The organism is Rathayibacter sp. AY1E8 (assembly GCF_002931415.1).
Lineage (GTDB): Bacteria > Actinomycetota > Actinomycetes > Actinomycetales > Microbacteriaceae > Rathayibacter.
This window is the reverse complement of the sequence record NZ_PSVI01000001.1, coordinates 98060-119216: the sequence shown is the minus strand read 5'-3', so window position 1 is coordinate 119216 and position 21157 is coordinate 98060. Positions and strand designations below refer to the sequence as shown.

Genomic DNA, 21157 nt, shown 5'->3' with positions numbered 1-21157 from the left:
CGGGCGTGCCGCCTGGCCGGCGCCGGGCGGCCCGTCCGCCGGATCGGCGGTCAGGACGCGGAGTCGAGCTCCGCGTAGAAGGCCCGCGCCTCGTCCCAGGTCGGCAGCAGGCCCTGCGCCTCGGCCTCGGTCAGCGTCGGTGCGTCGGTGTCCTTCGGTGAGAGGAGCAGCTCGCCGGCCTCCTCCGGGAAGCGCAGGCCGATCTGCTCGTCGAGCGGGTCGATCCCCTTCTCCCGCACCGGGTCGAAGGTGGCGTTCACGAGGTACGAGACCACGGCGCCCTCGGTCAGCGCCACGAAGGCGTGCGCGACGCCCTCGGCGATGTAGACGGAGCGGCGGTCGACGTCGTCGAGCAGGATCGACTCCCAGCGCCCGAAGGTCGGCGACCCGACGCGCACGTCGATCACGTAGTCGAGGACCGCGCCGGAGAAGCACGAGACGTACTTGGCCTGCGACGGCGGGATCTGCGCGAAGTGGATGCCGCGGACGGTGCCGCGCCGCGAGACGGAGGTGTTGCCCTGCCGCAGCGAGAGCGGGTGCCCGACCTTCTCGGCCAGGCGGTCGAAGCGGTAGAACTCGTAGAAGACCCCGCGATCGTCGGGGAACTGGCGCGGAGTCACTTCGTAGACGTCGGGGATGTCGAGCTCTCGGATCTGCACGGTCGCCAGTTTAACGACGGCGTGTCACGGGCCCGCGACGCCCCTCTGCGCCACCCGGCGGCGTGCCGGAGCGCCGACCGTCGGCCGACGGACCGCTCGGGCATGATGAGGAGGTGACCTTCCTCATCACGGGCGCCTCCGGCATGCTCGGCACCGACCTGCGCGCGGCCCTCGGCTCCCGCCCCAGCACCGCCCTCGGCCGCTCCGACCTCGACGTGACCGACCTCGACGCCGTGCGCGCCGCCGTCGCGGGACACGACGCCGTGGTGAACTGCGCCGCGTACACCTGCGTCGACGACGCCGAGACCGACGAGGAGGAGGCGCACCGCGTCAACGCCGTCGGAGCGCGCAACCTCGCCCTCGCCACCGCCGAGACGGGAGCCGCACTCGTGCAGGTCTCCACCGACTACGTCTTCGACGGCTCCGCGACGACCCCCTACTCCGAGGACCACCCCCGGAACCCGATCTCGGCCTACGGCCGCACGAAGGCCGAGGGCGAGCGCCTGGTGCTCGATGCCAACCCGGACCGCGGGTACGTCGTCCGCACGGCCTGGCTCTACGGCGAGCACGGCGGCAACTTCGCTAAGACGATGGTGCGACTGGCGGGCGCGCACGAGACGCTGACCGTGGTCAACGACCAGCACGGCCAGCCCACCTGGACCGCCGACCTCGCCGCGCGCCTGATCGAGCTGGTCGACGCGGAGGCCCCGGCCGGCGTCTACCACGGCACCAGCTCCGGCGAGACGACCTGGCTCGGCTTCGCCCGTGCCGTCTTCGCCAAGGCGGGCCTGGATCCCGAGCGCCTGCGCCCGACCGACAGCGGCTCGTTCGTCCGCCCCGCTCCGCGTCCGGCCTACTCGGTCCTCGGACACGACGGCTGGAGCCGGGCGGGCCTGCCGCCGCTGCGCTCCTGGCAGGACGCGCTCGCCGCCGCACCCCTCGAGGCGGTGACCCCGTGACCACCACTCTCCGCGTCGTCGTCGACCAGATGCTCGCCCGCGTGCCCGGAGGCATCGGCCGCTACACCGAGGAGCTCACCCGCGAGCTGATCGCGACGGCTCCCCGCGACTGCGAGGTGGAGGCCGTCGTCTCCGCCCACCCGCCCGAGAAGGAGGAGGAGCTGCGCCTGCGCCTGCCCGGCCTCGCGCGCATCCACCGGCTGCCGCTCGGGCGCCGCGAGCTCTCGCGCGCCTGGCAGTACGGGATCGCCATCCCGGCCGGCGGCGGCATGATCCACGCCCCGAGCCTCTTCGCCCCGCTGCGCAGCCACGACGGGAGCGAGGGCGAGCAGATCGCCGTCACGATCCACGACACGGTGCCGTGGACGCATCCCGAGACCCTCACCCCGCACGGCGCGAAGTGGCACCGGGCGATGGCCAAGCGCGCCCGCAAGCACGCGGACGCCGTCGTCGTCCCCACTCACGCGGTCGCCCACCAGCTCTCCCAGCTGATGGACTTCGGCGATCGACTGCGCGTGATCGGCGGAGCCGTCGGCTCCGGCCTGGTCGTCCCGGAGGACGCCGACGAGCGCGCCACGGCGCTGGGCCTCCCCCCGGAGTACGTGCTGAGCGTCGGCACGCTGGAGCCGCGCAAGGGCCTGGTCTCGCTGATCGCGGCCTTCGGAGGAGCGTCCGCGCCGGCGATCCCGCTGCTCCTGGTCGGCCCGACCGGCTGGGGCGACCTCGACGTGGCCTCCGTCGCCGACGAGCAGGGCCTCGACGAGACGCGCGTGCGCGCCCTGGGAGTCCTCAGCGACGCCGACCTCGCCGTCGTCCTCTCCCGGGCCACCCTCTTCGTCTACCCGAGCATCGCCGAGGGCTTCGGCCTGCCCGTGCTCGAGGCGATGCACTTCGGAGTGCCGGTGGTGCACTCCGACGACCCCGCGCTGATGGAGGTCGCCGCGGACGCCGGCGTCGCCGTCGAGCGCGGCGACGCGAAGGACTACCCGGACCGCCTCGCCCTCGCCATGAGCAGCGTGCTCGCCGACACCGGGCTGCGCGAGCGGATGTCGGTGGCCGGCCGCGACCGCTCCCGCGCCTTCAGCTGGCGCGACTCCGCCGAGCGCGTCTGGGCGCTGCACGCCGACCTCTGAGGCGTGCGGCACCCGGCCGTCTACGGCGCGGAGTCGCCCGACAGTCCGGCGCTCACCAGCGAGTGCACGACGTCGTAGTCCGGGTCCTCCGGGTCGACGGCCGGCGGGACCAGCTCGATCGGATCCACCGGCTGCGACTTCGTCTTGAGCCCCAGCTGCACGAAGTAGCCGAGCATCCCCTGCGGGACGTCCGTCTTGATGACCTGGGACCCGGCGGACGCGACGTCCTGGAACTTGGCGAGGACGTTGCCCGGCTCGAACTGGGCGAGCAGCGCCTCCTGCACCTGCCGCTGGCGCGCCATCCGGTCGTAGTCGCTCGTGGTGTAGCGAGACCGGGCGTAGGCGAGGGCCTGCTCGCCGTTGAAGTGCCAGTGCCCGGGATCGATCCACTGGTTGACGCCCTGCATCACGCCGTCGGAGTCGGGCAGCCCGCCCAGGGGCAGCGGCTCGTCGGCCACGTAGTCGATGTCGATGCCGCCGAGCGCATCGATCAGCTGGGCGAAGCCCTCCATGTCGATCAGCGCGTAGTACTGGATCCTCAGATCGAGGATGCCCTCGACCGCGTCGCGCATCGCCTCGATGCCGGGCTCGCTGCCGTGGTCGACGGCGTCGGGGTAGAGCTCCGGGTGCTTCAGCTCGACCTCGGTGTAGACCGAGTTGAGCTTGCAGACGTCGACGGCGCAGTTGTCGGTGTCGTAGCCGTCGGGGTAGAGCTCGTGCATCGGGCTGGTCTCGGGGAACGGGAAGTCGACGAACTCGCGCGAGACGCCGATGATCGAGGCCTTGCCGCTCGACGCGTCGATGCTGACCACCGAGATGCTGTCGGGGCGCAGACCGTCGCGGTCCTCTCCCGCGTCGCCGCCGAGGAGCATCACGTTGTAGCGGCCGTCGATCGGCTGCTCGATCGCTCCACCGCCGAAGATCGACGACAGCGTCCCCCGGGTCACGCCGAGCAGGTAGGTGCCGTAGGCGGTGGTGCCGACCGAGACCGCCATCAGCGCGATCGTCGCGAACGCGAGCACTCCGCGCATCCGCGGGCGCACCCGGACGACGCGGATCAGGCGGAGGGTGTCGAGCGTCAGCACGGCCCAGACCACCCCGTAGACGACGAGCGCGGCCTGGAGCGCGAGCATCGAGAGGTCGAAGGTCGCGAGCGTGTAGAGGCCGGTCGGGAAGACGAAGTAGAGGAGCACCGCGACCAGGAGGGCGACCCAGAGCCCGAGGGTGAAGCCGAGCCCCAGGCGCCCGAGCCGGCGGTTGCCCGCGAGGACCTGAGCGGACCCGGGCACCAGCAGGTTGACGATCAGCAGCCACCACGCCCGCCGCGTCATGAAGGCGCGGGAGGCGACGTCCGGGTGCCGCAGCGGCAGGGCGACGGCCGTCACAGGCCCGCCACCAGGGCGTCGTTCTTCGCGGCGACCTGCACCTCGAGGTCGGCGGCGAAGTCGTCGAGCGCTGCGGAGAGGGCGTCGTCCGCCGTCGCGAGGATCTTCACCGCGAGCAGTCCGGCGTTCCGCGCTCCGCCGATGGAGACGGTGGCGACGGGGACGCCCGCCGGCATCTGCACGATCGAGAGGAGGGAGTCGAGCCCGTCGAGTCGGGCGAGCGGGACCGGCACTCCGACGACGGGGAGCGAGGTCACGGCGGCGAGCATGCCGGGGAGGTGGGCGGCTCCGCCCGCTCCGGCGATGACGACCTTCAGGCCGCGGCCGCGGGCCTCGCGGCCGTACGCGATCATCGCCTCCGGGGTGCGGTGCGCGGAGACGACCCGGACCTCGTGCGCCACGCCGAACTCGGCGAGGACGGTGGACGCCGCCTGCATGACGGACCAGTCCGAGTCCGAGCCCATCACGACGCCGACGAGCGGCGCGGGCCCGTTCACGAGCGCGTCCGCGCTCACGAGAGGGCTCCGGCAGGGGTCGGGGAGGTCGGCAGGCTCGTCACGGCGACCATCGTACGGGTCAGTCCGTGAGAACGGCCGCCGCCGCGCGAGCCTCGTAGACCACGAGGTCGAGGTCGTCGCCGGTGGCGTTCACATGCCCGACCTTGCGGCCCGGTCGCGGCTCCTTGCCGTAGTTGTGCACCTTCACGCCCGGGTGATCGGCGAGCACCCGCGGGTAGCGGTCGGTCAGCGACTCCCCCACCGGGCCGCCGAGCACGTTGACCATCACGGTCCACGGATCGCGGCAGCCCGTCGCGCCGAGCGGCAGGTCGAGGACCGCGCGCAGGTGCTGCTCGAACTGCGACGTGGTCGATCCGTCCATCGTCCAGTGGCCACTGTTGTGCGGGCGCATGGCCAGCTCGTTGACCAGGATCCGGTCGTCCGTCGTCTCGAACAGCTCGACGGCCAGGACGCCGGTGACCCCGAGGCTGTCGGCGATCGTCTGCGCGATCTCGGCCGCGGCTGATGCGAGCCGGCCGGCGGACGCGGGGGCCGGAGCGATCACCTCGGCGCAGACGCCGTCGCGCTGCACCGACTCCACCACCGGCCAGAGGATGCTCTCGCCGGAGGGACGCCGGGCGACGAGCTGCGCGAGCTCGCGGCGGAAGCCCACCAGCTCCTCGACCAGGAGCGAGCCGCCCCGGCCGTCCTCGGCGAGGGCGGTGAACCAGTCGTCCGCCTCGTGGGCGCCGCGCACCACGCGCACGCCCTTGCCGTCGTAGCCGCCGCGCGCGGTCTTCACCACGGCGCTGCCGCCGTGCTCGGCCAGGAACTCCCCCAGCTCCTCGGCGGAGGAGACCTCGGCCCACTCGGGCACGGGCACGCCGAGCTCGGTCAGGCGGCGCCGCATCATCAGCTTGTCCTGGGCGAACAGCAGAGCGTCGGGGCCGGGGTGCACGGCGACGCCGCGGGCGACGAGCTCGCGGAGGATCGGCTGGGGAACGTGCTCGTGGTCGAACGTCACCACGTCCACGGTCTCGGCGAAGGCGAGCACGGTCGCCTCGTCGCGGTGGTCGCCGACCCGTGTCGCGGCGAGCCCCGCCGGGGCGCCCTCGCTCTCGGCGAGCACGGCGATCTCGATGCCGAGCTCCACCGCCGCGGGGATCATCATCCGTGCGAGCTGGCCGCCCCCGATCACGCCGACGCGCATGGCGCTCCTCCGTCTCCGCCCGCTGGCGCGGGGCGGCTCCATGCTACCGAGGCCCCGACGCGCTCACGCGGGCGGCGGCCACTCCGGCTCGAGAGCGGGAGCCGCGCCGATCGCCTCCCGCAGCAGGTCGGCCGTGAGCTCCGGATCCGGCAGGTCCCGCAGCACGAACACCTCGGCTCCCGCCTGCAGGATCCGGACGTCGCCGCACCGGGCGAGGCGCTGGCCGAGGGAGCGCTCGACCGCGACCTCCATCCTCCGATCGAAGACCACCTCGGCCCGCCGGATCGACGCCACGCCCCGGCGCGCGCTGAGGCCGGAGGCGGTGACGCGGTAGCGCACGCTCGCCCAGCCCGCGATCCCGGGAGCGCAGAGGAGCAGCACCAGAAGTGCGGTGCCGAGCCCGATGATCCAGCGCTGCAGGGCGAGCTCGAACTGCGCGGCGAAGTAGAAGCCCGTCCAGGTGAGCAGGAGGAGGCCGACGACCGGTGCGACCGCCCGGCGGGCGCGCGGGGTCAGCCGCGCCAGCTCGCGGTCGGCGGGGTCGGTCCTGGCCATCAGGAGCGCAGGTGCGTGACGTCGCCGGCCGTGAACGAGCGCAGCGCGCCGCCCTGCTCGAGCAGGAGCGAGCCGTCCGGGGCGAGTGCGGAGGCGGCCCCCTCCTCCTGCGTGCCGTCGGGCAGTTCGAGACGGACGCGCGTGCCGAGGGTGCCGCAAGAGGCGCGGACGGCGGCGGCCGCTCCGGAGGCCTCGGCGTCGCCCTGGGCGAGCAGCGGAGCCAGCAGCCCCTGGAATTCGGTCAGGAACGCGGCGAGCACCTCGTCGGCGCTCGTCGTCCGTGCTCCGGCGAGGGCGAGCGAGGTGGCGGTCGGGACCGGCAGCTCCGCCTCCGTCAGCAGCAGGTTCACACCGGTGCCGACGACGACCCGTCCGTCCGGCAGACGCTCGGCGAGGATCCCCGCGACCTTCCGGCCGTCGATCAGGACGTCGTTGGGCCACTTGACGGCGACGTCCCCGTCGACGAGGGGTGCGAGGGCCCGGGCGAGAGCGGCGCCGGCCACGAGCGGCAGCCAGCCGGAGGCCTCGGCGCCGAGGGCGGAGGCGTCGACTAGAGTCGAGGCCGCGAGCGTGCGGCCCGCGGGCGCCTGCCAGACGCGCCCCAGCCGGCCGCGCCCGGCGCGCTGGTCGCCGGTGGCGACGACGGAGAGGTGCGGCCACACGGCGGGGTCGGCGGCCGCCCGCTCGCGGAGCTCGTCGTTCGTCGACCCCGCCGACTCGAGCGCGAGGACGCGGGGGGAGACGGCGAAGGAGAGCGGGAGGAGCATGCCGCCACGGTAGCGGCGGCTCCCGCGAGGCCGCTCCGAGCGCCGCGCGCGACGGCCCGCCCTTGTCCGGATCCTCCCGTCGGGAGCGGCCCTCCCTGTGCGAGTACGACAAGAGGAGGCGTCCGCCCCGCCGGTAGGGTGAGCGGGTGACCGCGAACACCGAACGTCCCGCGCCCGATCTGTACACGACCGCGGGGAAGATCGCGGACCTCAGGAACCGCTACCACGAGGCCGTCACGGCCAGTGGCGAGGCGGCGATCGAGAAGCAGCACGCCAAGGGCAAGATGACCGCACGGGAGCGGATCGACACCCTCCTCGACCCGGGTTCGTTCGTCGAGCTGGACGAGTTCGTCCGCCACCGCACCCACGCCTTCGGCATGGAGAAGAAGCGCCCCTACGGCGACGCCGTCGTCACCGGGACCGGCACCATCCACGGCCGCCAGGTCGCCGTGTACTCGCAGGACTTCACGATCTTCGGCGGCTCGCTCGGCGAGGTGGCCGGCGAGAAGATCATCAAGGTGATGGACCTCGCCCTGAAGACCGGCGTCCCGATCATCGGCATCCTCGACTCCGGCGGAGCACGGATCCAGGAGGGCGTGGTCGCCCTCGGCAAGTACGGCGAGATCTTCCGCCGCAACACCGCGGCGAGCGGCGTGATCCCCCAGATCTCGATCATCTGCGGCCCTGCCGCGGGAGGGGCGGTCTACTCACCCGCCCTGACCGACTTCGTGATCATGGTCGACAAGACCAGCCAGATGTTCGTCACCGGGCCCGACGTGATCAAGACCGTCACCGGCGAGGACGTCGGCATGGAGGAGCTCGGCGGCGCGCTGACCCACAACAAGATCTCGGGCGTCTCGCACTACCTCGCGAGCGACGAGAACGACGCGCTCGACTACGCGCGGACGCTCCTCTCCTTCCTCCCGGACAACAACCTGTCGCCGGTACCCGTCTTCGAGACCGAGGTCGATCTCGAGACGACCGACGCGGACCGCTTCCTCGACACGGTCATCCCGGACAGCCCGAACCAGCCGTACGACATGCGCACCGTCATCGAGCACATCGTCGACGAGGGCGACTTCCTCGAGGTGCAGCCGCTGTTCGCGCCGAACATCATGATCGGCTTCGGCCGCGTCGAGGGCCGCTCCGTCGGCATCATCGCGAACCAGCCGAGCGCCATGGCGGGCACGCTGAACATCGAGGCGGGCGAGAAGGCGTCCCGCTTCGTCCGCTTCTGCGACGCGTTCTCGCTGCCGATCCTGACCCTGGTCGACGTCCCGGGCTACCTGCCCGGCACCGACCAGGAGTGGACCGGCGTCATCCGCCGCGGCGCGAAGCTGCTCTACGCCTACGCCGAGGCGACCGTGCCGCTGGTCACGGTCATCCTGCGCAAGGCCTACGGCGGCGCGTACATCGTGATGGGGTCCAAGCAGCTGGGAGCCGACATCAACCTCGCGTGGCCGACCGCCGAGATCGCCGTGATGGGCGGCCAGGGCGCGGTGAACATCCTCTACCGCAACGAGATCCGCAAGGCGGAGGAGGCCGGTGAGGACGTCGCAGCCGTCCGGACGCGCCTGGCGAACGAGTACACCTACAACGTCGCGAGCCCGTTCCTCGCGGCCGAGCGCGGCGAGCTCGACGGCGTGATCGAACCCTCGGCGACGCGTGTCTCCGTCATCAAGGCGCTGCGGGCGCTGCGCACCAAGCGCGCCAACCTGCCCGCGAAGAAGCACGGCAACATCCCGCTCTGACCCGGCCTGCTCGGACGCCGCGGCAGGAGACGGGAGACCGTCCGTGCCGCGGCGTTCCGCTGCGCCCACCTCCTCGCGGGGCGGAGGGGCGGAACGATCAGTCGGAGGAGCCGGGGCCGGTCCGTCGGGCAGCGGACTCCGCGGGAGCATCGGGCCGCACGACGGGAGCGGCCGGCTCCGCGGCCGGAGCACCCGGCTCCCCTGTCGCGGAATCGGGCTCCGCTTCCCGGGCATCCGCCCTCGCAGCCGGAGCACCCGCCTTCACCGCAGGACCACCCGCCTTCACCACAGGACCGTCCGGCTCGGCTGTCGGAGCACCCGCCTTCGCCGCAGGAGCGCCTGCCCTGGCGGCCGGAGCATCCGGCTTCGCCGCGGACGCCTCGGACGGCTTCTCCTCCGGCTTCGCCCCGACCACCCGCGCGAACGCCAGCGCCTGCGCGGCGGAGAGGTCGGGCAGATAGGCGCGACCCAGCGCGGCTCCGATCCGGGGCAGCTGCAGCGCGTCGGCGTAGGTCATCCAGAGGCCCGCGTAGCGCGGGTGGAACTTGGCCTTGAAGCGGAACAGCGACGTGAAGCCGTAGGCCGGCTCGAGCGTCCGCGAGAGGAACTCGAGCAGGCGCGAGAGGACCGTCGGCTCCGGAGGCTCCTCCCCCTCCTCGACCGGTGCGGTGGCGAGCGGTGCGCCCGAGAGCGAGAGGAACTCGGCGCCCTCCTCCTTGACGCGCAGCGCCGCGGAGGCGATGAGGAACTCCATGATGCCGGGCATCGAGTCGTCGGAGCGGCGCATGAAGTCGAGGGTCCAGCCGACCACGCGCCCCTCCCGATGCACGGGCAGCCAGCTCGTCACCCCCTGCAGCACGCCGTCCGGTCCGACCGCGAGCAGGAGGGCGACGTCGGGATCGCGGACCTCGTCGATCCCACCGAGGGTGAAGCCCATCTCGGGCAGCGCCTTCTCGGCGACCCAGCGCTCCGACAGGTCGACGATCTGGTTGGCCATGCCGAGGGAGAGCTCGGGCCAGCTGGTCCACTGCGCCTCGATGCCCAGCTTGATGCCGCGCGTGAGCGGGTAGCGCACCTTCTGCCACCGCTTGCCGGTGAGCTCGAAGGAGGAGAGCTCGATGATCGTCTCCTCGCCGACCGAGAGGCGCGACCAGCCGAGCCGGTCGAAGACGGGGAGCAGCTCGTCGTGGATGCTGTAGAAGACGGGCGTCCAGCTGCGCTCGTCGCAGAAACGCACGAACTCGGCCACGACGTCCTCCCGCCGCTCCGGAGCGCAGGCCGGGTCGGAGAGGGTGATCGCCACGCCGCCGATCACCCGGTAGGCGACTCCGCCGGTCCCGTCGGCCGAGATCCAGTGCGCGTTGCCCTCCCAGGTCCCCTGGTGGCCGAGGCTGCCGGCGCCGTGCAGGGACAGGAGCGCGCGGTACCGCGCCTCGTCGCCGCGGTTCCGCTGCACGTCGGTGGCCCGGAGCAGAGCGACCACCGCAACGACGACCACGAGCCAGAACACCGGGCCGACCCACTCGAAGACGATCCGCGCGACGGGCTCCCGCGGCACGGCGAGCAGTCCGGCGCCGCCGAGGAAGCTCACCGGGACGAAGCGCAGCAGCCCGTCCAGGAGGAGTCTCCCGAGGCCCAGGAGCGGCTCGAAGCTCGTGCGCACGCCGGCCGAGAGCGCCAGGTAGCCGCCGAGGGACACGACGAAGGCGATGGCGACGACCCGCGTCCAGAGCCTCGCGGCGGCACGGGGCGCGCGGATGCGGAAGTGCCTCCTCCCGAACACGAGCATCGCCACGACGGCCAGCGGCACCAGCACCGTCGTCGCCACCCAGAGCAGGTACTCGGCGTAGTACAGGAACTCGGGGTGACGGGCGGCGCGCTGGAGGGAGAAGACCTCCAGGATCGCGATCGCGATGTTCACCCCGACCGCCAGCAGCAGGCCCAAGCGGCGCCCGGAGCGCAGGCCGTAGGCGGCGACGAGCAGGAGGAGGAGCGGGACGAACGTCAGCAGGATCGGCCCGGGGGCGACCAGGCTCAGCTTCACGTGGTGCGCGCAGTGCCGGAGGGCGCGGCTGCACGGGTCCTCGAGGTCCGTCGTCCCCGTGAAGGCGCTCTGCAGCAGTCGGCCGAGGAACGAGAACGGACCGTAGCCCGAGTCCGAGAGGACGGCGACGAGCGGACCGATCGCGGTGACGACGACGACCGCCGCCAGCAGCCCCCGGGACTCGCGGTGCGAGCTCGGCGCCGGACGCTGCGGACGCAGCCCCGCCGCTCCCCGCGCGAGCACCGCGCCGAGCACGAGCCCCGCGCCGCCCCCGAGGAGCCGGTACGCGTCGGCGGAGTCGCCCGCGTAGAGAACGAACATCAGCACGACGGCGAAGACGGTCACCCGGAGCCTGCGACGCCACAGAGCGCCCATGAAGGCGGTCGAGCCGATGAGGGCGCCGACCGCGCCGATCAGCGGGTCGAAGGTGTGGTCGCCGACGGTGTCGCCCGCCCACCACTCCCCGACGAGAGCGCCGATCGACTGCACGGAGGACCCGACGACGATCCCGACGGCGCCGGTCACGAGGAAGGCGAGGAGGGTGCGGGCCGAGCCGAGGCGGCGCTCCGCGGCGAGGAGCATCGGGAGCACCAGCACGACGTCCAGGAGCAGCTGCAGCGGGTCCGCCGCGATCAGGAGGGCGGTCACGGCCGTCCACGGACGGCCGTCGAGGGTCGTCATCGGGCCCGCCGCCCACCAGGCCGTCGTCTCGGCTCCCGCGGGGGCGACGAGCGTCCCCGTGATCGCGCTCGCGGCCAGGAGGACCAGGACGACCGAGACGGCCGCCGGCGACCTCCGGACCAGCAGACGCAGGGGGCGCAGCGCCGCGGCACCGCTCCTCGGGAACCACGTCGGCATGCGGGGACGCTCCTGTTCGCAACGGACGGACGACGCTCCGGCGGCATCCGGCGTCAGCATAGCCATGCCCCGCCGACCGGCGCCGTGAACGGCATGCGATAGCGTCGCGGGATGACCGCCTCCGACTCCGCACCCGCCGTCGTCATCTCCACCCCCGGCCTCGACGCCGCCGAGATCGCCGCCGTCACGGCCGTCGTCACCGCACTGACCTCTCGCACCGAGGCCGAGCCGGAGACCCCGCAGGAGCTCAGCGGGGGCTGGAACGACCGCGCCGCGGCGGTCCGCGGGCCGCTGCGGCCGGCACCCGGAGCGTGGCGCTCCTTCTCCGGCTGAGCGGACTCGCAGACGCAGCCCGTCGGGGAACGAGCGATCCGCGACGCGGAACGTGAAATTTGTCCCCCGATTAGTCCCCTAAAGTGCTGACTATGCGCCTCCTGGCGGAGCGAGCACACTAGTGGACGTACGGTGCTCCTCCTTCGGAAGGGGCACCGCCAATCACTCGCCGACCAGGGTAAGCAGGCGGGTGTGTTGGGGGCGAGTGAGGGTAATATTCGGGTTGTTACCCTCACTCGGGGTTTGACGGCGGGCCGGGCCCCCTCTTCGGAGGAGTGGACGGCCCGCCGCACTCCGTTAACGGGCTCTTCTCATCACGCGCTGTGCGCTCGACGGGCCCTGCTCGTGAAAGCTCTGCTCACCATCGTGCCGCGCCGACGATCGGTCCGCTCCGAGAGACCGGGCGCGCCGAGACTTGAGCCGTGCTGAGAGCCGGAGCGTACCGCCCGCGGCACCGATCCGACATCCGCACGCCCTCCGGGGGGGTCGCCGCCGGTCGCTGCGCAGGCGGACGGCCGCGCCGTCCCGCGCGCTCTCCGCCGCTCAGACGTCCCGTCCGCCGACGCCGTCGCGCCGGATCTCGACCCAGGCGTCGACCTCGTCCCCCGCGTCGTCGGAGCCGAGGGCGCCCGCGCTGCCGTCGCCGGCCGTCCGCAGGCCCACGACCGTGACGGCTGACGCCGAGTCGGCCGACGCGGTGCGCACCACCACGCGGTCGACCTCCTCGCGGATCCCGCTCAGAGCCTGGGCGAGCTCCCCCAGCACCCGTCGGCTCTCGCCCTCGGAGGTGCGGTCGAGGCCGCCGTCGTCGAGCACCGAGACGGTCACCCCCCGCCGCCGCGCGTCGAGCACGAGACGCCGCACCTCGTCGTCCAGCAGCCGCCGGCCGCGGATCTCGTCGCGCACGGCCGCCTCGAGCAGCCGGCACTCGCGCCGCTCCTCGTCGGTGAGGCCCGGTCCCGGCTCGGCGATGCGCAGCAGCATGTCGGCGGCGAGGGCACGGGTCTGCTCCAGCCGGACCTCGCGCTCCGTGAGGTGCGCCTCCTCCGCGGCCCGCCACGACGCGGCCGCGCGCTCGGCCGCCTCGAGCACGCGCGCCTCGGAGCCCGCGCGCCCGAGCTCGACGATGAGCAGCTGCGCGATCGCGACCCAGGCGATCCCCCCGACGACGCCGAGAGTGGCCAGCGCGGCCGGGCCGGCCCAGAACACGGTGTGCACGATCAGGAAGCCGACGCCGACCCAGGCGCAGGCCGCGCGCCGGCGGGCGCACACGATCGTCATGAGGGTGCCGACCGCGGCGATGTACCAGGTGGAGTAGCCGTTGGAGGCACCCGGATCGAGCGAGGGCGCGACCAGCAGCGGCAGAGCGACGGCGACCGCGGTCATCCCGACCGCGACGGGCAGGGCGAGCCGGGTCGTCGCTCCCGGCCAGAGGGCGACGACGGTCGCCGCGACGTACAGCGCGACCGCGACGAGGTCGGCCGGCGTGGCCGGGGAGATGCGGAAGGAGAAGAAGGCGAGCACCACGTGGTACAGCGAGAAGCCGGCGCCGAGCGCCTGGAGCAGGGGGCGCGGGTAGGCGATCACGGCCCTCCTCCCGCGTCCGCCCGCCAGGAGAGGACGACACGGGTGCCCTCGCCCGGAGTCGAGTCGACCCGCGCCGATCCCCGCGCGTTGTGCACCCGCTCGAGGATGGAGAGCCGGATGCCCAGCCGCTCGCGCGGGACGTCGGCGAGCCGGAAGCCGCGGCCGTCGTCCTCCACCACGACCTCCACCGCGCCGTCGCCCAGCAGCCCGTGCACGGCGCGGTGGACGCTGCCGCTCGGACCCGCGTGCTGGACGCTGTTGGCGAGCGCCTGCCAGACCGCGCCGAGCAGCGCCTCGGCCACCGGGCGCGGCAGCGTCGTCGCGCGCGGATCCACTCCCTCGGCCGTCGCGACCGCGATCTCGGTCCCGAAGGTGGACGCCGCGTGGGCGAGCTGGCGCTGCAGGAGCTCGAGCGGGACCAGCCCCTCGGGCGCCTCCGGCTCGTGGTCGGGCAGCAGCACGGCGAGGGTGCGCTGCGCCATCGAGGAGACCAGCGCACGCTCGGCCGGCGACTCGGCGGAGGCGGCGGAGAGCAGCGTCGCGAGCACGTTGTCGTGCACCAGGGCGTCGACCTCGACCCGCTCCACCTCGCCGGCGTGCTGGCGCATCGCCGCCTCGTACTGCTCCATGGCCGTCGTCTGCGCACGGTCGATCTCGTCGGCCGACTGCCGGAGCACGGTGATCAGCACCAGCATCACGAAGCCGACGATGCCCACGTAGGCGGCGTCGAGGATCGCGCGGGTCGGCTCCGCCCCGCCGCCGGAGGGGAGGACGCGCAGCAGCCCGAACAGCACGGTCGTCACCGACACGTACGCGATCGCGATCCGGAGGGGAGCGGCGATCGTGCAGAAGGCGGTGCCGATGGTCAGCAGGTACCAGATCCACGGGGTCTCGCGGTCCTCGCCCCCGGTGGAGACGGCGGCCGGCCAGGTCAGGAGGGCGATGAGGACACCGACGGCGACCAGGACCGCCGTGATCCGCGTGCCCCGCCGCAGCACGGCGGTGACCACGGCGGCGGTGAGCGATCCGAAGACCAGCACCAGCACCGGCCAGGCCACCTCGGGGCGCAGGAGGGGCAGCTGCGCGAGGATCGGCGGGACGGTCTGCACGCCGAAGCCGAAGCCGAAGAACGACACGACCGTGCTGATGATCCGGTCGATGCGCTCGCGCCCGGCGTTGCGGCGGGCGATCGGCGCCTCAGCGCCCGCCATCGCCGTCGTCCGGGTCGATGCCCGGCAGGATGCCGTCCTCCACCGCGCGCCGCAGCAGATCGACCTTCGTCGGGGCGGGACGGCCGATCTCGACGTACTTGTCGCGGATCCGGTCGAGGTACTCCTTCGCCGTCGACACCGAGATCTGCAGCCGCTCGGCCACCAGCTTCAGCGGCAGCCCCGAGGCGTAGAGGTGCAGGACGTCGCGCTCGCGACGGCCGAGCACGGCCCGCGCGAAGTCGTCGTCGGCGTCGATGGCCGAGGCCCACTCCAGATTGTTGAGGACCTCGCCGCGGGCGACCGTGCGGATGGCGGCGACGACCGTCGACATGGGCGAGGACTTCGGGATGACGCCGGCCGCTCCCGCGGCGAGCGCCTCCCGCACGGCCACGACGCGGTCGGCGATGCTGTGGACGAGGACGGCGGAGCCGCGCACCTGCCCCCACTTGACGTTGCTGGTGATGCTCGAGCCGTCGTTCAGGGACAGGTCGAGGACGAGCACCTCGATCTCGGCGCCGCCGATCGTGCTCTCGAGGGCCTGGACGGTCTCGGCGGCGGCGACCACCTGCATCCCCGCGCTCTCGACGGCGGCGGCCACGCCCAGGCGCACCGACTCGTGGTCGTCCACGATCGCCACGCGCACGCGCGGGGCCTCGGCTGCGTCGACGTGGGGCTCCATCCCGCCCATGGTACGCAGGCGCGGGCCCGCGGTCAGTCCTCTCGGCGGACCAGTCGCGCAACGGCCTCCACGTGGGAGGTGTGCGGGAAGAGGTCGAAGCCCTCGAGGCGCTCCAGCTCGTAGCCGGCCCCGGTCAGGGCGCCCACGTCGCGGGCGAGCGCGACCGGGTCGCAGGCGACGTAGACGAGCTGCGCCGGCCGCAGCTCCGCCAGAGCGTCGGTGACCGCTCGGCCGGCGCCCGAGCGCGGCGGGTCGAGGACCACGGTCGCCGCGCGCCACCGCGCCCGCTCGCGCGCATCGGCCTGGGCGACGACGTCGCGGAGGTAGCGGTCGACGCGGGCGGTCACCGCGCGGGCGCCGACCTGGTCGGCCAGGTTCTCGAGCGCGTGCTCGGTGGCGCGGGAGTCGCTCTCGACGCTGGTCACGCGCACTCCGGCACCGAGGCGGTCGGCCAGCGCCGCGGCGAGCAGGCCCACCCCGCCGTAGAGGTCGTGGTTGGCGGCCGACGGGTCCGCCGCGTCCGCATCGACGGCGGCCTGCACGGCCTCGAAGAGCGCGGCGGCGGCTCCGCGGTGCACCTGCCAGAAGCCGGTGCGGTCGACCCGGAAGGTGCGGTCGGCGACGAACTCGCTCACCACCGTGCGGTCGCGGCGGGCGCGCTTGTCGGAGGGGTCGTGCACGAGCACCGCGGCTCCCTCGGACCCGGCCGCGTCGACGAGGTCGACCACCGAGCCGGGAGCGAGGCGCTCGCCGAGCGGTGCGGCCAGGGAGGAGTCGGCAGTCGCGAGGGGCAGCGACTCCACGGTGACGACGTGGTGGCTGCGTGCCGCGTAGGGGCCGACCCGTCCGTCGTCGTCGACGTGGAGGCGGTTCCGCGTGCGCCAGCCGAGGCCGCCGGACGCGTCGTCCCCGCCGATCGGCGAGACCTCCACCTCGACCTCGCGACGGGCGAAGCGGGAGAAGGAGTCGACGAGCACGAGGCGCTTCAGCTCGCGCTGGTAGGCCAGGTCGGCGTGGCCGAGCTCGGCGCCGCCGACGCGCTCCCCCGGGCGGCGGTCGAGGGCGGCCTCGGGCCAGACGTGCTCCACCCGGTGCTCGGACGCCTCGAGCACCTCGAGCGCCTCGGCACGCCAGAAGCTGTCGTGCCGGACCTCGCTGATCCGCGCCCGCACGCGCTCGCCGGGGAGGACGTCCGGGACGAAGACGACGCGGCCCTCGTGCCGGGCGACGAACACGCCGCCGTGGGCGACGTTGCTAATGTCGAGCTCGATCTCGGTCCCGAGTGCGTCGTCGGCCCCGTCGGGGCGGGCGGATGCTCGGGACGGGGTCTGTGCCATCCGTCGAGCATCCCACAGCGTGGGCCCGGCCGCAGGGAGCCCTCGTGCGCCTCTACCTCGCCTCCACCTCCCCCGCGCGCCTCGCGCTGCTGCGGGCCTCCGGGATCGAGCCCGTCGTCGTCCCCTCCGAGGTGGACGAGCCCGCGGCCGTCGCCCGGGCCGAGCAGGAGCGGGGCGCGGCACTGGACGCGGACGCCACCGTCTCGCTGCTCGCCCGCGCCAAGGCGCACGCCGTCCTGCGCCCGGACATCGACGGCCTGGTGCTCGGCGGCGACTCCGCGTTCGTCCTCGACGGGGTCGTCCACGGCAAGCCGCACGAGCCGGAGCGGGCCCGGGAGCGCTGGCGCGCCCAGCGCGGTCGCACCGGCCGCCTCCACTCCGGCCACTGGCTCGTCGACCACCGCGGCGGGAGGATCGTCAGCGAGGCCGGAGCGGTCACCTCCGCCGCCGTCACGTTCGCCGACGACATCGACGACGCCGAGATCGACGCCTACGTCGCCACCGGCGAGCCCCTCGAGGTGGCCGGCGCCTTCACCATCGACGGCCGCGGCGCCGGCTTCATCACCGCGATCGAGGGCGACCCCTCGACGGTGATCGGGATGTCGGTGCCGACCCTCCGCACTCTGGTGCGGAGCCTCGGCGTCGACTGGACCGCGCTCTGGAACCGCTGAGGCCCGTCCCGCCCTTGTGAGGAACCGACGAAGGCCCTCCGCTTCTTTGTGGTGAGCCGCGCCGGGCCGGGCGGAGCCGCCCCCTAGGGTTGGGGACCATGCCGAAGATTACGAAGGTGCTCGTCGCCAACCGGGGCGAGATCGCCGTCCGAGTCATCCGCGCCGCCCGCGACAGCGGGATCGCCTCCGTGGCCGTCTACGCCGACCAGGACCGCGACGCCGTGCACAGCCGCCTCGCCGACGAGGCCTACGCCCTCGGCGGGACGACCAGCGCCGAGACCTACCTCGTCATCGACAAGCTGCTCTCGGTGGCGCGCCGCTCCGGTGCCGACGCCGTGCACCCCGGCTACGGCTTCCTCGCCGAGAACGCCGACTTCGCCCGCGCCGTCATCGACGCCGACCTGATCTGGATCGGCCCCGGCCCCGAGGCCATCGAGCGCCTCGGCGACAAGGTCTCGGCCCGCCACGTCGCCGAGAAGGTCGGCGCGCCGCTCGCCCCGGGAACCCTCAACCCCGTCTCCGGCGCCGCCGAGGTGCTCGAGTTCGTGGACCAGTACGGCCTCCCCGTCGCGATCAAGGCGGCCTTCGGCGGCGGCGGTCGCGGCCTCAAGGTCGCCCGCGAGCGCGACGAGGTCGAGGAGCTGTTCGCCTCCGCCACGCGCGAGGCCGTCGCCGCCTTCGGCCGCGGCGAGTGCTTCGTCGAGAAGTACCTCGACCAGCCGCGCCACGTCGAGACCCAGTGCCTGGCCGACGCGCACGGCAACGTCGTCGTGGTCTCCACCCGCGACTGCTCCCTCCAGCGCCGCCACCAGAAGCTCGTCGAGGAGGCGCCCGCGCCGTTCCTGACGGACACGCAGAACACCGAGCTCTACCGCGCCTCGAAGGCGATCCTGCAGGAGGTCGGCTACCTCGGCGCCGGGACCTGCGAGTTCCTGATCGGCAAGGACGGTACGGTGTCCTTCCTCGAGGTGAACACCCGCCTCCAGGTCGAGCACCCCGTGTCGGAGGAGATCACCGGCATCGACCTCGTGCGCGAGCAGTTCCGCCTCGCCGAGGGCGGCGTGCTCGACTACGACGACCCGGCGCCCCGCGGCCACTCCTTCGAGTTCCGCATCAACGGCGAGGACGCGGGCCGCGGCTTCCTCCCCGCTCCGGGCCCGGTGCACGTCTTCAAGGCCCCCGGCGGACCCGGCGTCCGCGTCGACTCCGGCGTCGTCGCCGGCGACGTGATCTCCGGCTCCTTCGACTCGCTCCTCGCGAAGCTGATCGTCACCGGCGACAGCCGCGAGCAGGCGCTGGAGCGCTCGCGCCGCGCCCTCGCCGAGTTCGAGGTCACCGGACTGCCGACCGTCCTCCCCTTCCACCGCGCGATCGTCGAGGACCCGGCCTTCGCCCCCGAGGGCGGCGCGCCCTTCACGATCTACACCCGCTGGATCGAGACCGAGTTCGAGAACACGATCCCGGCCTGGAGCGGCGAGCCCGGAGCGACCGACGAGCCGGCGGCCCGCCGGAACGTGGTCGTCGAGGTCGACGGGCGCCGCGTCGAGGTCACGCTCCCCGGCGATCTGGTCGGCTCGGGACCCGCCCGCGGGGCCGCTGCCGCCTCCCCGAAGCGCCGCGGCTCCTCCTCCGTCAGCACCGTCACGGGCGACTCAGTCGCCTCGCCCATGCAGGCCACCATCGTCAAGGTCGCCGTCGCCGAGGGCGACACGGTCGTCACCGGCGACCTGGTCGTCGTCCTCGAGGCGATGAAGATGGAGCAGCCGCTCACCGCCCACAAGGACGGCGTCGTGAAGGGCCTCGACGCGACGGCCGGAGCGACCGTCCCCGCGGGACACGTGCTCCTCCAGATCGTCTGAGCCCGTTCCGGGCCGCTCCCCGCGCGGCCCGGCGCGGTCGGCTCCTCGACGTGAGTGGTACCGCCGAGCGGGTCGCGTCGCGCTGCCGTCAATCGCTTCGCACGCGATTCCCGGTCGCGCGCTCTGCCGATGAAGGGCCGCACCCCGCGCGGCCCGGCGGAGGGGCGCGTCAGGTGACGATGTGCATGGCGCGCGCGGCGTCCGAGATCGAGCCGGTGAGGCTCGGGTAGACGGTGAAGGCCCGCGCGACCTGGTCGACGGTCAGGCGGTGCTCCACGGCGAGGGCGAGCGGGAAGATCAGCTCGCTCGCCTTCGGAGCGACGATGACGCCTCCGATGACGGTGCCGGAGCCGGTGCGCGCGAACAGCTTGACGAAGCCGTCGCGGATGCCCATCATCTTCGCCCGCGGGTTCGCGGCGAGCGGGAGCTTGTAGATCTCGCCCTGCGCGATGCCCTCCTCGATCTCGCGCTGGCTCCACCCGACGGTCGCGATCTCGGGCTGCGTGAAGATGTTCGCCGCGACGTTGCGCACCTCGGTCGGGTTCACGGCGTCGCCCATCGCGTGGAACACGCCGGTGCGGCCCTGCATGGCGGCGACGGAGGCGAGCGGGAGGAACGTGGTGCAGTCCCCGGCCGCGTAGATCGAGGGGACGCTGGTGCGGGCGACACGGTTGACGCGGATGTGCCCCGACTCCGTCAGCTGCACCCCCGCGTCCTCGAGGCCGATGCCCGCCGTGTTCGGCACGGAGCCGACGGCCATCAGGCAGTGCGAGCCCTCGACGACACGTCCGTCCGAGAGCACGGCCTGCACGCCCTTCTCGGTCCGCTCGACGCGGTCGGCGCGCGACTTCGAGAGCACGACCATGCCGTTGCGCTTGAAGACGTTCTCGATCACGGCGGCCGCGTCGGCGTCCTCGCCGGGCAGCACCTGGTCGCGGGAGGAGATGAGGGTCACGCGGGCGCCGAGCGCACGGTAGGCGGAGGCGAACTCCGCGCCGGTCACGCCGGAGCCCACCACGATCAGGTGCTCGGGGACGGACTTGAGGTTGTAGAGCTGGGTCCAGCTGAGGATGCGCTCGCCGTCGGGAGCCGCGGTCGGGAGCACACGGGGGCTGGCGCCCACCGAGACCACGATCGTGTCCGCCTCGATGCGGTCGAAGTCCATGCCCTCGCCACCGGCCGCCGTGGAGACGATCAAGGCGTTCGAGCCGTCCAGGCGCCCGTCCCCCTGGACGATGCGCACGCCGTGGTGCACCAGGTTCGCGCGCATGTCCTCGGACTGCTGGCGCGCGAGCCCGAGCAGGCGCTTGTTCACCGTCGCCAGGTTGACCGCCACGTCCGGGCGCACCGGCTTGTTCTGCTCCGAGCGGGTGAAGAACTGCACGCCCAGGTCGGCGGCCTCGCCGATGGCGTTGGTGGCCTCCGCCGTCGCGATGAGCGACTTCGACGGGACGACGTCGGTGATGACGGCCGAGCCGCCCACTCCGACCCGCTCGACCAGGGTGACCTCAGCGCCGAGCTGCGCTCCCGCGATGGCGGCTTCGTAGCCGCCCGGCCCCCCTCCGAGTACAGCGATCCTCTGCGCGCGCTCGAACTCGTAAGCCATGCTTCCCATTGTCCTCTCTCACTGAGTGTTCGCCCAATCGCGGGGTGTCGGATCGG

The 21157-nt window shown here is 73.4% G+C and carries 18 protein-coding genes; 6 read left to right on the top strand and 12 right to left on the bottom strand.

Features of this window, described 5'->3' with window-relative positions:
* Positions 1-50: 50 nt before the first annotated feature.
* On the bottom strand, positions 51-659 hold the full coding sequence (locus C5C74_RS00605; RefSeq protein WP_104350784.1) for a dTDP-4-dehydrorhamnose 3,5-epimerase family protein: 609 nt from the start codon (positions 657-659) through the stop codon (positions 51-53).
* A 113-nt stretch (positions 660-772) separates the two neighbouring features.
* Here C5C74_RS00605 and rfbD point away from each other — a divergent pair, with 113 nt between their 5' ends.
* Both rfbD and C5C74_RS00595 read left to right on the top strand, forming a co-directional pair.
* A complete protein-coding gene (rfbD, locus tag C5C74_RS00600; RefSeq protein WP_104350783.1) occupies positions 773-1618 on the top strand; it encodes a dTDP-4-dehydrorhamnose reductase in 846 nt (281 codons plus the stop codon).
* Complete coding sequence (locus C5C74_RS00595; RefSeq protein ID WP_244229467.1) at positions 1615-2751, top strand: glycosyltransferase family 1 protein; 1137 nt, start codon at positions 1615-1617, stop codon at positions 2749-2751. Before rfbD ends, C5C74_RS00595 begins: the two co-directional genes overlap by 4 nt.
* A gap of 20 nt (positions 2752-2771) precedes the next feature.
* On the opposite strand, the gene C5C74_RS00590 is transcribed toward C5C74_RS00595, so the two are convergent.
* The 5 genes from C5C74_RS00590 to C5C74_RS00570 all read right to left on the bottom strand — a co-directional run bounded on the left by C5C74_RS00590 (position 2772) and on the right by C5C74_RS00570 (position 7165).
* Positions 2772-4136, bottom strand: a complete 1365-nt coding sequence (locus C5C74_RS00590; protein WP_258062765.1) for an LCP family protein — start codon at positions 4134-4136, stop codon at positions 2772-2774.
* On the bottom strand, positions 4133-4600 hold the full coding sequence (purE, locus tag C5C74_RS00585; protein ID WP_104246749.1) for a 5-(carboxyamino)imidazole ribonucleotide mutase: 468 nt from the start codon (positions 4598-4600) through the stop codon (positions 4133-4135). Before purE ends, C5C74_RS00590 begins: the two co-directional genes overlap by 4 nt.
* Positions 4601-4712: 112 nt before the next feature.
* Positions 4713-5843, bottom strand: a complete 1131-nt coding sequence (locus C5C74_RS00580; protein WP_104246679.1) for a 5-(carboxyamino)imidazole ribonucleotide synthase — start codon at positions 5841-5843, stop codon at positions 4713-4715.
* A gap of 63 nt (positions 5844-5906) precedes the next feature.
* On the bottom strand, positions 5907-6398 hold the full coding sequence (locus C5C74_RS00575; protein ID WP_104272571.1) for a PH domain-containing protein: 492 nt from the start codon (positions 6396-6398) through the stop codon (positions 5907-5909).
* Positions 6398-7165 (bottom strand): biotin--[acetyl-CoA-carboxylase] ligase, encoded by a 768-nt coding sequence (locus tag C5C74_RS00570; RefSeq protein WP_104350782.1) that lies wholly within the window; start codon positions 7163-7165, stop codon positions 6398-6400. Before C5C74_RS00570 ends, C5C74_RS00575 begins: the two co-directional genes overlap by 1 nt.
* 146 nt (positions 7166-7311) lie before the next feature.
* Between C5C74_RS00570 and C5C74_RS00565 the strand changes: the two genes are divergently transcribed.
* Entirely contained in the window at positions 7312-8916 is a 1605-nt protein-coding gene (locus C5C74_RS00565; RefSeq protein ID WP_104262424.1) for an acyl-CoA carboxylase subunit beta, read from the top strand.
* Positions 8917-9013: 97 nt separating this feature from the next.
* Here C5C74_RS00565 and C5C74_RS00560 read toward each other — a convergent pair whose 3' ends face one another.
* Entirely contained in the window at positions 9014-11818 is a 2805-nt protein-coding gene (locus C5C74_RS00560) for a DUF2156 domain-containing protein (RefSeq protein ID WP_181134630.1), read from the bottom strand.
* Between the two features lie 111 nt (positions 11819-11929).
* On the opposite strand from C5C74_RS00560, the gene C5C74_RS00555 reads away from it, so the two are divergent.
* A complete protein-coding gene (locus C5C74_RS00555; protein WP_104223166.1) occupies positions 11930-12151 on the top strand; it encodes an acyl-CoA carboxylase subunit epsilon in 222 nt (73 codons plus the stop codon).
* Between the two features lie 543 nt (positions 12152-12694).
* Here the strand turns inward: C5C74_RS00555 and C5C74_RS00550 are convergent.
* From C5C74_RS00550 to C5C74_RS00535, 4 genes are read right to left on the bottom strand one after another with little or no spacing between them, the layout of a single operon-like run.
* On the bottom strand, positions 12695-13738 hold the full coding sequence (locus C5C74_RS00550) for a hypothetical protein (RefSeq protein WP_104225461.1): 1044 nt from the start codon (positions 13736-13738) through the stop codon (positions 12695-12697).
* A complete protein-coding gene (locus C5C74_RS00545; protein WP_104350780.1) occupies positions 13735-14949 on the bottom strand; it encodes a sensor histidine kinase in 1215 nt (404 codons plus the stop codon). The genes C5C74_RS00550 and C5C74_RS00545 overlap by 4 nt, the downstream gene beginning before the upstream one ends.
* Positions 14936-15637, bottom strand: coding sequence for a response regulator transcription factor (locus C5C74_RS00540; RefSeq protein WP_104223169.1), 702 nt, complete (start codon positions 15635-15637; stop codon positions 14936-14938). Before C5C74_RS00540 ends, C5C74_RS00545 begins: the two co-directional genes overlap by 14 nt.
* Positions 15638-15660: 23 nt before the next feature.
* Positions 15661-16965 carry a class I SAM-dependent RNA methyltransferase gene (locus C5C74_RS00535; protein ID WP_146080877.1) on the bottom strand — a complete coding sequence of 435 codons (1305 nt, stop codon included), beginning with the start codon at positions 16963-16965 and terminating at the stop codon, positions 15661-15663.
* A gap of 44 nt (positions 16966-17009) precedes the next feature.
* Here C5C74_RS00535 and C5C74_RS00530 point away from each other — a divergent pair, with 44 nt between their 5' ends.
* Entirely contained in the window at positions 17010-17636 is a 627-nt protein-coding gene (locus C5C74_RS00530) for a nucleoside triphosphate pyrophosphatase (RefSeq protein ID WP_181134103.1), read from the top strand.
* Positions 17637-17734: 98 nt separating this feature from the next.
* The gene (locus tag C5C74_RS00525; RefSeq protein ID WP_104346750.1) at positions 17735-19495 is read left to right on the top strand and encodes a biotin carboxylase N-terminal domain-containing protein; all 1761 of its coding nucleotides are present in this window, start codon (positions 17735-17737) and stop codon (positions 19493-19495) included.
* 169 nt (positions 19496-19664) lie between these two features.
* On the opposite strand, the gene C5C74_RS00520 is transcribed toward C5C74_RS00525, so the two are convergent.
* Entirely contained in the window at positions 19665-21101 is a 1437-nt protein-coding gene (locus tag C5C74_RS00520; protein WP_104223171.1) for an NAD(P)H-quinone dehydrogenase, read from the bottom strand.
* Positions 21102-21157 lie beyond the last annotated feature (56 nt).